Raw genomic sequence first — 13,525 nt, forward strand, 5'->3', positions numbered from 1 at the left:
GTATTATAAACGTTATTGCCTCTACCTATTTAGTCTTCCTGGCTTGTGATCGACTGGGCTACAGAATCATTTTAGTCTCTACGCGAGCAATTAATTTCTAATCAGGCAAAGGTGATAATATTAAATTTATCTATTGAATTAATCCAATCAACTTGTTACTGATAATAATTATAAGTAAATAATTGGTTTAATAAAAAATGATTTTAAAAATTAAAAACATCTATAAGTTTACCTCCGTTTTATTTAGACAGGTCTATCATATGTCTTTCTTAAAAACACCTGGTATAAATTTATAGTAGATAACATCGAGCGAGTGACGTATATAACTCATAAGGTTGCCGTCTAGTAAGAGCTTCTGTTTCTACACTGTACAATACTCAACGTACCTATCAATAATTACCTTAATGCACAAATTATTAACGGATGAAGTAAGAAGGAAGGGACTTATTTTATGTGGTTATGTTGTCATTGCTCTTTGGCTAGCCTCGTTGGCAGGTTGCACATCGGCCCGAAAGCTAATTTACTTTCAAGGAGCCACGAGTAGTGATGACACGGTAGCAATACCAGAACCATTTGTTCCAACCATTAGGAAAGGAGATGTATTATCGGTTCAGGTGAGCAGTCTAAATGCAGAAGCGTCAACCTACTTCAATCCATCATCAGTAGCAGAAACAACACCGTCAGTAACGCCAGCTAACCCACTCGTTCGAACTGCTGGCTATTTAGTGGATACCGATGGAGCTATTAAACTGCCATTAATTGGTCTAGTAACGGTAGTTGATTTAACAAATGCAAAGGCAGGCCAACTAATAAGCGGTAAACTTAAAGCCTATTTAAAGGAGCCAACCGTTACAGTGCGGAACCTGAATTTTAGAATATCGGTGCTGGGTGAAGTAACCCGACCATCGCTATTTACGATTCCAAATGAACAGGTAACATTGCCAGAAGCCCTCGGCCTGGCTGGCGATTTGACCATTTACGGTCGTCGAGACAACGTGCTGATTGTTCGGGAAGAAGGCGGTAAACGTATTTTCGCCCGGCTTGATCTGACTCGACGTGATGCATTTAAATCGCCATATTATACACTGCATTCAAACGATGTAGTGTATGTAGAGCCTGGTAAAGTTCGAGTAACAAGCGTAGACAAAGTCTACATCCTAACGCCTATCGTGACAGGAATACTGTCATTAATTGCCATTATCGCCACTCGGCGATAACTATAAAATTACTTTCTTACCAACGTTAACTTCATGATTATGAATGACAACTCCACGCATTCGTATGTTCCTTATCAGGTTGTCTCCGCCGACAACTCAGCCTTTCGGACGTATATTCTACCGTTGCTCCGTCATTGGCCCTGGTATGTTCTATCTCTGAGCATTGCCTTTGCCGGAGCCTATGCTTATTTGCTTTACAAGCAACCCATTTATCGAACCCAAGCCAGCTTGTTGCTTCAGGATGAAAAAAGAGGAAATGGGCAAACAAATCCACTGAAAGAACTGGAAGTTTATACGCCTAAAAAAGTGGTGGAAAATGAACTGGAAGTACTGCAATCATCCACCTTAATGGAGCATGTAGTGAATACCCTTCATTTAGATACCCGCTACTTTCATGAGACTTCGTTTGGGAAGCGCGAAATCTATACAGATTCGCCAGTCTTGATGCTGGTTGAAGCCCCCAACCCAATCTTGTATAAAAAACCACTGCTTTTGTCTTTCCCGACGAATCAATCGGTTCGTATCAGCAACGGAGAAAAGGCAGAAACGTATCCGCTTAATCAGGGCATCCAGACTCCCTATGGGCGTTTACGGATCGTAACACGACAAGCTGTCAATCCCAAAACAGAATCTATTATTGTTCAGGCTATGCCCCCGGCTGCAGCTGTAAGTATGTATGGCAGCAAGCTGAAAGTAGAGCCGAGCAGCAAAACCTCAACCGTTGTTCGGCTAACGATTGAAGATGCGGTTCCTCAAAAAGGAGAAGCCATTCTGAACAATTTAATTAGTGCTTATAACCAGGCATCTATTACCGATAAAAACCGGGTAGCAGCCAATACGCTCAACTTTGTTGAGAATCGGCTGCGTATGGTGGCCGGCGAATTGTCGGCCGTAGAGAAAGAGGTGGAGCAGTATAAATCCACAATGGCTATTACTGATTTGGGAGCTCAGGCACAATCGTTTTTACAAACAAGTCAGCAGAACGACACACAGCTTAATCAGGTAACGGTTCAGCTGGCTGCGTTAAATGAGTTACAGGATTTTATTACGACACAATCCGATAAACGAGGAAGTACACCGGCAATTGTTGGCCTGAACGATCCGATTTTATTGGGCGAAATCAATAAACTGTCGGAGCTTGAACTAAAGCGGGACGGTTTGGCGCAAACAACTTCGGACGAGAACCCAATGCTGCAAACGATTGATAATCAGATAAAAGCGACTAAGAATAACATTAGCCAGAACATAAAGTCGATGAAGGCGATACTGAATACGTCGAAAGATCAGTATACCGCCAAAAACGAAAAACTGGAAAGTAGCATCCGTACCATTCCGAAGCAGGAACGTGCTTTGATGAATATCACGCGGCAACAGGCGATCAAAAACAATCTGTATACCTATCTGCTTCAAAAACGCGAAGAGATGGCAGTTACATTTGCGGCTTCTGTTGCCGATAGTCGGATTATTGATGTCGCTAAAAGCACTATAGATCCAGTGAAACCCGTAGGTGTTGTGATGTATGCTCTCTTTGGTTTGATTGGCTTCTTACTACCAACGGGAGTCATTGCAGGGCGAAATGCGTTGAACACTCGGGTAACGCGTCGGGTTGATGTTGAGCATGTCACGCAAGTGCCTATTCTGGGCGAGGTGATGAATAAACGGCAACGCGAAACGCTTATTGTTGCGCCAAATCAGCGTTCGGTTATTGCCGAACAGATCCGGTCAATCCGAACCAACCTCCAAACCTGGACGGGTGAAGGAGGCCCCAAACAAGTAATGCTCTTTACCTCTAGTATGAGTGGTGAAGGCAAATCGTTCGTATCCTTAAATTTAGGTGCGAGTCTAGCCTTAATGCGTCAGCCAACGGTTATCCTGGAAATGGACATGCGTATGCCTCGCTTGCACCAACTCTTTGATATAGATAACACAGTAGGGCTAAGTTCTTACCTGAGTGGCGAGGCTGAATTGGCCGACATCATTAAACCTGTGCCAGGCCATCCCAATTACTTTATCATTCCTAGCGGTCCGTTGCCTTCTGATCCTTCAGAACTATTGCATGACGTTACGATGAAAGAGATGATCGAATCCTTGCGGGATCAATTCCGGTATATCCTACTTGATGCACCCCCAATTGGGATTGTTACAGATGCCCAGGTTGTAGCCCCTTATGTCGATTCAACCCTGTTTGTTATTCGTCATGGAGTAACGCCCAAACACAGTCTTAAAGTACTTGACACACTTTATCGTGAACAGCGCTTTCAGAACCTCAGTATTATTCTGAATGGCGTAGGCGGTGGTGAAGCTTACCACTACAGCGACCGGCTTAAGAATAGTTACTCATACCGGTAACCCAGTTTTATTGGGGTCCCTTTTTTCGGCGAACTAGCCGTACTTATCCAACTTCAGCGCATGCAAAAATTGATATTCGTATGCAAGCATCTACCAACGGAAAAACTTTTCAATTATATCTCGCCTATGATGTACAGTCAAAGCCACGAAATAGGCAGTGGCTGGTGGCTGGCATCAAAAAGAGGACCTTTGACCTTGCTGTTGCCAGTCTGGTAACGGTAATGGTTCTTATGTGGCTTATTCCTCTACTAATTCTAGCGATAAAATTAACTTCACCAGGGCCACCCTTATTTATTCAATTGCGAACGGGTCGGAATGGTCGCGTATTCCCATGTCTGAAGTTTCGAACAATGACGTATGATCGTAATGCTCAATTCCGTCAGGCAACGCGCAATGACCAGCGGGTAACTCGCCTTGGAAAGTTTCTGCGACGAACGAATCTCGATGAAATGCCGCAGTTTCTGAATGTACTGATGGGACATATGAGTATTGTCGGGCCTCGTCCGCATCCATTACCGCTAGATGCTGAGCATTGGCATACACTGCCTGGTTATAAAGAACGGTACGCTGTTCGTCCCGGTATTACCGGCTTAGCCCAGGCAAGAGGAGCACGAGGTGAAACCGATGAGTTGTATAAAATGAAACAACGCGTACGCTACGATCATTTATACATCCGTCGCCAGTCGTCTCGTCTGGATGCGAAAATTTGTTGGTGGACAATTAAATCAGCCATCTTAGGAAATAAAAATGCCTGGTAGTCAGATTTTAACCAATATTTCTCTAAAAAATGGCACGCGTTTTACAAATTAATCTATATGATGCCGGATTAGACTCGGCTGTTCAGGAGATAATCCAGCAATGTCAGTTAACGGAATCCCGGCAAAACAGGTGCGTTAGTGCCACCGATGCCCACGGCTTGGTAACCGCCTTTAGAGAACCAGCTTTCAAAGCCGTCCTGAATTCGTTTTACTGGAATTTGCCAGATGGTATGCCCAGTGTCTGGATCGGAAAACTAAAGGGGGCAAAGCAAATGACTCGTTGCTATGGGCCTGACCTGTTCCGGTATGTGTTTGAGAACAGTGCCAATACAGCCATCAAACATTTCCTGTGTGGGGGTAAGGAGGGTGTAGCTGATGAACTGAAAGCGGCTGTTGGTAAGAAGTTTGGGAACCTTCAGGTGGCGGGTACATACTGCCCACCGTTCCGACCCATGTCTGACGATGAATTCCGGTCATTAGCTGAAACAATCAATCAATCGGGTGCGAATATTGTCTGGATTGGTATAAGCTCGCCTAAACAGGAATACTTTGCCCAGCGACTGGCGAAATGGACCAATGTTAACTTTATTGTTACCGTTGGAGCGGCCTTTGACTTTCACACAGATCGTGTACGCCAAGCGCCAGGATGGATGCAAAAAGCCTCACTGGAATGGTTGTTTCGACTTTCGATGGAGCCCAAGCGTTTATACAAGCGTTACCTGAAAGTTATACCGTTATTTATCTTATTCAATATCAAAGAAGCCATCTCGCCAAGAACTCATTTCTCATAACGTTGGAGACGATAGTTTTATGAATGACCTGAACTTTCCCAACTAGCGTATCCAGAATTATTGACTTATGCTGAGTAGAAAAGAAGCTATTGTTTTAACCGATGCCCAGTTGGCCGATGCATCAGGTGAGCTAGTCGCTTCTGCCGATGTAGATGCAGTAACGCCCAAATCGTCAGTTTTGTCAAAATCAACTCTGAAGCGGTTTGCCGTTAATGTAGCCTCTTTGTTCAGTATACATGTGGCTAACATGTTACTGCCCCTGCTTACGGTTCCTTATGTGGTGCGTATCATTGGGCCTGAACGGCTGGGTCTGCTTAATTTTTCGCAGGCGTTTGTTGCCTATTTTACACTGCTTATCAACTACGGTTTCGATATGGCAGCCGTACGGACCATTGCTGCCAATCGAACCAATCAGGACGTAACGAATCGGGTTTTTAGCGAAGTGGTAGTTGGTAAAGCACTGCTCTGGGTTCTATCGACCATTATTTTCGGTTTCATTTCCTACTTTGTTCCTGATTTTCGGGCACACCTCTGGTTACACATTTGTACGTACATCGGTTGCCTTGGTATCGTATTTTTTCCGGTATGGCTTTATCAGGCCATGGAAAATCTGGGTCGGGTAGCCCTGTTCAACATGATTACCAAGGTGTTGGTGATGTTAACAGTGTTTATTTTTATCCGACAACCAAACGATTACATCTACCAGAATCTTTCGCTGAGTCTGTCTCAGGTAGCACTTAGCTTTATTGCATTCTTTGTAGCAGTCAAACGATTCAATATCACGTTTGCCTGGCCTGGCCTTACCAATATGTTGACACGGTTTCGTAATGATAGTACGCTATTCTTTACGTCTGTGGTCGCAACAATTTATGCTGGGTCGAATGTGTTTTTACTAGGTATCTTCAGTACGCCCTATAACGTTGGTATTTTTTCGGCAGGAACACGTATAGTCGGTATTGCGCAGGCCTTTGTTTCGCTGGCACTGAACCAGGCTTTCTTTCCGATTGTGGCCAGCGCCTTTGGCGAAAGTGAAGAGAAAGGTTTGACAGTTGTTCGGACTATCTTTTTTCCGGTGATAGTCCTGATGATGCTTATTTCGTTAGGATTATGGCTTATTGCCCCCGTTTTTATCTCTCTATTTTACGGGGCCAAGTTCGACGATGCCGTTGTAGTACTACGCATTGTATCGCTTTTGCCAATTACACTGGGGCTTAATAATTTATTCGGTGTGCATACGATGCTTAGCCTGCGTATGGACAAAGCCTTTTTTCGGATTTCGGCTATTGGTTCAATCATTAGTTTATCGCTCAATGCTTTATTGATTCAGCGATTTGGACCTGCTGGAGTGGCCACTTCCTGGGTTACAACAGAAGCTTTCGTTACTTTTTCTTTTTATGCCTACCTGCGTTATAAAGGTATTCAGGTAGTTAAGCTCGCGTATTTACAGGATGCTATTGCCTTCAGCAGAAGCCGTTTGGCAGTCCTGTTTAAACAGTAATTATGAAACGTATAGCCGCGGTTGTTGTGACTTATAATCGACTCGATGATCTGAAGAAATGCCTGGCGAGCCTGCAAACGCAGACCCGGCAGCTCGACACGATCTATGTAGTCAATAATGGAAGTACAGATGGAACGAGTGAGTGGCTGGCAAAGCAATCGGACTTAACTGTACTGACTCAGGCCAATCTGGGTGGAGCGGGTGGTTTTGCTACCGGTATAGCCCAGGCTTACCACGATGAATACGATGGCATATGGTGCATGGACGATGACTGTCTGGCCACTCCGAATGCGCTCGATAATCTGCTTTGTTCGCCTAATATAGGTCCATGCATAAAAAACAGTGTATCGCTGAGTAGTCAGCTTAACGATGAATTGGCTTTCTTCGTCGATTTGCCTAATAAGGCTTTCCGGCAGGCTGCCGATATGGCCTCCTTCGATATGCTCTTCGGTGTTGCAGCCTTATTCAACGGAACCCTGATCAGTTCAGAAGTAATAAAGGCGATAGGTATACCCGACAAAAAACTGTTTATCTGGGGCGATGAGGTAGAGTACATGTCTCGAGCTCAGAAAATGGGATTCCCGGTAGTAACTATACCGAAGTCAATATTTTATCATCCACCCAGTGTTGATCGGGATGGGATTCCCTGGCCGGGTGCCTGGAAAAACTATTATCGGATTCGTAATGAGCGCCGTGTTTTTCAAAATGCTCATGGTAATAAATACGGCTTTATCATGTTTCTGTTTTGGTCAATTCGGGCTACGTTCAACCAATTGGTTGCCTTGCGGAAAAATAGGATGTACAACTTCTTACTGTTTGCAGAGGCCTCTTTCGACAGTTTGCTGAATAATTTCCGCAAACGACCTGAGACAATTTTTACGCTTCGGCTTTACCGATTTATGCATAAATAACAACCCGTCATGAATGTACTGATTGTTACTTATCTGGCTCCTGTTTCCCCTTCTGGTGTTATTACCTATTGTCGAACGCTGTCTGATGATCTGGTAAAGGCAGGGGTAAATGTACATACTGTCAATGCTTCTGATACGCCCTCTGTCTGGAAAAAATGCCTGGGTGTTTTAAAGCGCATCATGCGATCACTGGGTGGGGCTTTTTATGTTGTTTATGACGAATTTGCCTACTTCACAGGTATTTATCTGGCCGTTCGTAAACTGCGCACGTCGGACTTCGATATTATTCATGCACAAGATCCTCGATCAGGGGTAGCGGCTTTTCTGGCCTTAGGCAAACGTGTGCCTGTGGTGCTGACCTGTCATTTCAATGACGACCCAGTTCGTGAGTTAGCTAGCCAGTTTGCCCTTAAGCCACGTTTTACCCAAGTACTCACGAGTTGGTATACCTATCTGTTTTCGCACATCAGTAACTACATATTTGTATCCAACTACGCCTATACAGAATCGAAACATCTTTTACCCAAAGAGATTAAGAAAGAGATTCTCAGAAACACTGTTCGTCTGGATCGGCCTGCTAAACTTGCCAAGCCTGCATTGGAAAAAGATACACGATTGATAATTAGTAATGTAGGCTATATAGACGAGCGGAAGAATCAGAAACTGTTGCTTCAGATTGGACACGAACTTCGGAATCGGGGCATCGTTAATTTTACGATCTGGCTTATTGGCGATGGGCCCAAGCGGGAGGAATATAGCCAACTGGCCCAGAAACTAGAGTTGACAGACTGCGTTACATTCTTTGGCCGACAAGCCTCGCCCTGGCAATTGGTAGCCCAAAGCGATTTGTATGTGCATACGGCTCTGAACGACAACTGTCCTTATTCAATTGTAGAAGCGTTTGCTATTGGAACACCAGTGCTGGCCTTGCCCGTTGGCGGTATTCCTGAAATGGTGCCTGCCAATTTCGGAATATTACATGGTGCGAATGTTAGCGAAATGGCAACGGAAGTCACCCGTTATTTTGATCCGTACCAACGACAACAGACAGCTAAGGCTCAACGGGCTAATGCTTCTCTGGCTTTCAATCATGAGGATAACCTGAAAAAGCTACTGGCCTTTTATCGGCAAACAATTGGTAAATCAGTACCTAACTATATTCAATCATCTTACCCTTTATGATAATCTGGTTGTATCGATTCATACTCTTTGTCTTGTTGTTCGGGATGAGTGCCCTCATTTACGGAGGAAATGCGCTGAACCCGATTTTCGATAAGGCCGTTAGTGGAACTGCGTTAGTAGGCATTGTGTCGCTCGTTATTTTTTACCCGCAATTTCCACCCCTTTATAAATGGGTAGCCTGGTTCTTATTTCTGGGGGTTATTGGTCTGGTTCTTGAATCCAAATATGAATACGGGCAATACGTTTATTCTTACTTTGTTATTAAGCGTTTTGCCTATTGTGGCTTAGCCTTAATGACGTACGTAATAGCTACGAGGGCTGGCGAATTAAAATTAGAGTATGCGATCTATGTGATTTTTGCTTTCTATGTTATCAATCAGTTATTTCTGGGGCAGATTTTTAGCTACAATCTAACCTCCGATACCCGGACTGTCACCTCAAACGAAGCGTTATATCTGGTTATTCCCTGCCTGTATTACCTGATGATCTACCTGAAAGATCGTCGTATTGTCGATCTGTTTAAGGTTCTTCTCACATTTGGCCTCATCGTATTTTTATTACACCGTTCGGTTATTTCGGCCGCAATTGTTGGGATTGCCGTAGTTATTGGGCTTTCACTGGTTGGGAAATTATCGACGGGAGAGTTGCCGATGGGACGCACCTTGGCCACTTTTACAGTTCTGCTACTCTTACTGGCTCCCGTCATGGGCATGTTGCCGGGCAACAAAGTCGATGCCTTTCTGGAAAATATTGGCGGTATTCTCGACCCGAAAGAGGATAATACGGGTAGCTGGCGGCTGGAGCAATCGGAATATTATCTGGGTCTTATTCCAGATAAACCCATGTTAGGCTGGCGCTATGAAGGTTACGATAAGGGCGAGATTATGGAAAATGAAGACTTCCCAGCAAAAGGAACCATTATCCACTCGCAGTACATCGATATGCTGTACAACTATGGTGCTGTTGGGCTAAGCATTAACCTCCTGATCATATTTGGTACGCTCCTGACGATATATCATCGGAATCCAACGCTCACTACCGAACAGACTGTTTTATTCGGCTTTATCGTGAGTGGGTTGATCTATGCTGTATCCTATCAGTTACCCGTCTTTTTCTGGGGTTTTGTTGGCGTTGGGATGTATTACGCATTCAAGTCTCCAGAGGTTCCTGTTATCACCTATAATCCACCCCAGCATGCCCAACCGGGCTTATCGTCACGTCCGGCTGTTTTACCTAAAAAGCCACTAAGTATATGATTAGCATAATAATTCCCGTTCACAACCGCCTGGAATATACCCGCCAATGCCTGGCCTGTCTGGCGGTTCAGACCTACCGAAATTTTCAGATTATTGTGGTGGATGATGGATCGACCGATGGTACTGATATTATGATCAATCAGGAGTTTCCAGACGTAGTGGTACTCCGTGGCGATGGTAATCTGTGGTGGACCGAAGCCACGAACTGGGGCATTCGTTATGCTCAACAACACCAGAATAAACAGGATGCCAATTTCATCCTGACGCTCAACGATGATACGCGTGTTGAACCCGATTATCTGCAAACGATGATTGATGCCTATCGAGAACACAAGCCGTGTTTGGTAGGGTCGGTTAGTGTGAACAGTGAGAATCCCGAAAAGCTTGAATATGCCGGTTCTGAATTTGAATTGTACACGGCAGGGGGACGGCATTTGGCAGAGGATTACAACTACAGTTATAAAGAGCTGGTTCGCCAAAAAACGTATGTAGAATCGGGCTCGCTACCGGGCCGGGGCACGCTGATTCCCTTGGATACTTTCGATCATATTGGCCTGTATGATTCGAAACGATTTATGCATTACATGTCCGATATCGAATTCTCTGTTCGGGCGCATAAAGCAGGTTATAAGCTGATTGTCAATGTACCTAGTCTGGTGTACGAATACACCGAGGCAACGGGTATTCAGGTGGAGCGCAAGATAACGCTGAAGGAGTTTATTAAAGGGTTTACGTCCATTAAATCGCCAACCAACCTGAGGGTACGCTACAATTTTGCAATTGCCCATTCCAAAACGAAAGTCATTTACTTCTGCTGCGACGTTGGCCGGATATGCGCTGGTTTTTTGCTCCGTAAGATTAAACTGATGAAACCATTGTAAGGCCATGAAAAAAGTATTACTATCTGCTTATGCCTGCCTGCCCAATCATGGCTCTGAAGAGGGGACAGGCTGGACGTATGCTACTACACTGAGCTTGAATGGTCTTGAGGTACATTGTTTAACCAAAAAAGATGGAAAAGCATCTATTGGGGAAATTCTGGCCAATGGGCAATACCCGAATCTGACAGTTCATTACGTAATCGTGCCCGATTGGGTTGACAAATTCTGCAACTCTAACCTGATTGGCATGTACTTCCACTATATCTACTGGCAGTGGAGCGCCCTAAAGGTAGCCCGACGATTGAATAAAGTCTACAACTTCGATCTGGTTCATCACGTAACCTACGGCAGTATTCAACTGGGTAGTTTTATGTACAAGCTCCGAAAGCCGTTTGTATTCGGGCCCGTAGGTGGCGGCCAGCACGCGCCTAAAGCGTTCAAGCGATACTTCGGCGCTTACTGGACGCGAGAATGGATGCGCGACTGGGTCAGTACGTTTTTGCAATACACCAATCCTGGCTTCTATAGATCAGTGGCTACTGCCAATCGGCTGGTGGTAACCAATGAAGATACCTATAAACTAGCTCAGAAACTACGGCCTAACCGGTCTATCGATCGAATTTGGGACGCTGGACTGAGTCCGTCGTTTTTACCCGAAAAACCCATTGAGCGATATCCTGGTAACACGCTGAAACTACTCTGGACGGGCCGGCTACTTCCACGTAAAGCACTTGAGTTAACGATTCAGGCGCTGGGACAAGTTGATCCAGCTATACCGGTTATGCTAACCATTGTTGGAGGCAAAGGGGAAATGGTTGATCACGTGCCTCAATATATCGAACGCTATGGTGTTAAAGACCGGATACACTGGGCTGGACATGTATCCTATCAGGAGGTGAAGGATTTCTACGAACAGTCAGACGTCTTCTTTTTTACGAGTCTGCGCGATTCATGTCCACACCAATTGTTGGAGGCTATGGCTTACTCACTACCGATTGTTACGCTGAACTTACACGGCCAGGCTGAATTAGTGAGTGACGAAACCGGTTTACGAGTGCCTGTAACAAATGAAGATCAGGTTGTATCAGATTTGGCACGGGCAGTCGAATGGATGTACGCTCATCCGAACGAGCGCTTAAGAATGGGTCAGTCAGGTTATGCCTTTGCCCAAACGCAGATCTGGGAAACCAAAATCCGGCGATTCATTGATGAACTCTATGCACCTCTATTAGGGGCTAACGTTGCCGAACCAATAGCCATAAAAGGAATTAATTAGACCCATATATAAATTGAATTAGTACCCAATTTGAATAAGACTATTGACCAAGAAACTATCCATAACTATAAGAACTATAAGCTTATGTAATTAATCCTGCGTACAATCGATAAATTATCTCTCTCCCGTTATGAAAAAAGTATTAATCTCTGCCTATGCCTGCATTCCTGATCGAGGATCTGAAGAGGGCAATGGATGGCATTATTCATCCATAGTCAGCCAACAGGGCTATCAGGTCTGGTGCCTAACCCGCGACGTCGGAAAAGCCGAAATTGAGCGAAAACTAGAACAGATACCACACCCTAACCTAACAATCGTTTACGTCACATTACCCCGCTGGATTGATAAGGTATACTCTTGGGGAATGCTCGGGTTATTTTTTCATTATCTCTACTGGCAGTGGTCTACATTACAGGTTGCTCTGAAGCTTACTAAAACACACCAGTTCGATTTAGTACATCATGTGAGTTACACGAGCCTTCAAATGGGAAGCTTTTTATACAAACTAAAGCTTCCATTTATCTATGGACCCGTAGGTGGGGGGCAGGTAGCTCCTAAAACAATGCGTCGGTATTTTAAACAATATTGGCTGAAGGAGCAAATGCGAACCTGGATGGGTAATCTTATGCTCCGCTTCAATCCTGGGTGCTATCAGTCGGTTCGTTTGGCAACCTATGTGCTGGTTTGGAATGAGGACACACGCAGGCGGGTTAAGGCATTGGGTAGAGAAAAAGCCGTTGTGAAAGAATTTGGCGGAGTTGGCCGGTCATTTATTCCGTCGGAGCCTATTTTTCGTCCCTATCAGGAAACATTACAACTCGTTTGGGTCGGTCGATTAATGCCTCGTAAAGCCCTTGAACTTTCGCTGCATGGCTTGAGTAAAGTGAATCCACAACTACCTATTCACCTGACTGTTGTAGGCGATGGCGAAATGGGTAAATATGTACCTGAATACATCGCTACCTACAATTTGGCAGATCGAGTCACCTGGGTTGGCAACGTAAGCTATGAACAGGTGAAAGACTATTACCGAAAAGCGAATGTCTTTCTGTTTACCAGCCTACGCGATACGGGCCCTGCTCAATTGATGGAGGCAATGGCCTATTCATTACCCGTTGTAACCCTCGATTTGCATGGACAGGCCGAACTTGTTAGTTCATCGACGGGTATACGTGTGCCGGTTACTGAACCGGAAATGGTGGCTACCGATCTAGCTAAGGCGATCGAGTGGATGTACCATAATGAAGCTAAACGAACCAGTATGGGGTTGAATGCTTTCCGGTTTGCCCAACAACAGAACTGGGAAACTAAGGTGAACCATATTGTTCAGACCTATTATAAGTCAATGACTAATCAAGGGCTTGGTTTGGCGCTTGCTGTTAGTCAGATAGCGAATTAATCTTCCT

11 protein-coding genes are annotated in these 13,525 nt (G+C 44.7%); all 11 read left to right on the top strand.

Features of this window, described 5'->3' with window-relative positions:
- The first annotated feature begins 404 nt into the window (after positions 1-404).
- Positions 405-1,217, top strand: a complete 813-nt coding sequence (locus ACYVGR_RS22855) for a polysaccharide biosynthesis/export family protein (protein WP_460961054.1) — start codon at positions 405-407, stop codon at positions 1,215-1,217.
- Positions 1,218-1,256: 39 nt separating this feature from the next.
- A complete protein-coding gene (locus tag ACYVGR_RS22860; RefSeq protein WP_460961056.1) occupies positions 1,257-3,566 on the top strand; it encodes a GumC family protein in 2,310 nt (769 codons plus the stop codon).
- 80 nt (positions 3,567-3,646) lie between these two features.
- On the top strand, positions 3,647-4,324 hold the full coding sequence (locus ACYVGR_RS22865) for a sugar transferase (RefSeq protein WP_460961058.1): 678 nt from the start codon (positions 3,647-3,649) through the stop codon (positions 4,322-4,324).
- Positions 4,325-4,353: 29 nt separating this feature from the next.
- Positions 4,354-5,115 (top strand): WecB/TagA/CpsF family glycosyltransferase, encoded by a 762-nt coding sequence (locus ACYVGR_RS22870; protein WP_460961060.1) that lies wholly within the window; start codon positions 4,354-4,356, stop codon positions 5,113-5,115.
- Between the two features lie 67 nt (positions 5,116-5,182).
- Positions 5,183-6,613, top strand: a complete 1,431-nt coding sequence (locus ACYVGR_RS22875; RefSeq protein WP_460961062.1) for a flippase — start codon at positions 5,183-5,185, stop codon at positions 6,611-6,613.
- A gap of 2 nt (positions 6,614-6,615) precedes the next feature.
- A complete protein-coding gene (locus tag ACYVGR_RS22880) occupies positions 6,616-7,524 on the top strand; it encodes a glycosyltransferase family 2 protein (protein WP_460961064.1) in 909 nt (302 codons plus the stop codon).
- A gap of 9 nt (positions 7,525-7,533) precedes the next feature.
- Positions 7,534-8,706 (top strand): glycosyltransferase family 4 protein, encoded by a 1,173-nt coding sequence (locus tag ACYVGR_RS22885; RefSeq protein WP_460961066.1) that lies wholly within the window; start codon positions 7,534-7,536, stop codon positions 8,704-8,706.
- Positions 8,703-9,962 (top strand): O-antigen ligase family protein, encoded by a 1,260-nt coding sequence (locus ACYVGR_RS22890; protein WP_460961068.1) that lies wholly within the window; start codon positions 8,703-8,705, stop codon positions 9,960-9,962. Before ACYVGR_RS22885 ends, ACYVGR_RS22890 begins: the two co-directional genes overlap by 4 nt.
- Positions 9,959-10,843, top strand: a complete 885-nt coding sequence (locus tag ACYVGR_RS22895) for a glycosyltransferase family 2 protein (protein ID WP_460961070.1) — start codon at positions 9,959-9,961, stop codon at positions 10,841-10,843. Before ACYVGR_RS22890 ends, ACYVGR_RS22895 begins: the two co-directional genes overlap by 4 nt.
- 4 nt (positions 10,844-10,847) lie before the next feature.
- Positions 10,848-12,119, top strand: coding sequence for a glycosyltransferase family 4 protein (locus ACYVGR_RS22900; protein ID WP_460961072.1), 1,272 nt, complete (start codon positions 10,848-10,850; stop codon positions 12,117-12,119).
- A 130-nt stretch (positions 12,120-12,249) separates the two neighbouring features.
- Positions 12,250-13,518 carry a glycosyltransferase family 4 protein gene (locus ACYVGR_RS22905; RefSeq protein WP_460961075.1) on the top strand — a complete coding sequence of 423 codons (1,269 nt, stop codon included), beginning with the start codon at positions 12,250-12,252 and terminating at the stop codon, positions 13,516-13,518.
- Positions 13,519-13,525: the final 7 nt, after the last annotated feature.

The sequence above is a fragment of the Spirosoma litoris genome, from assembly GCF_054776755.1.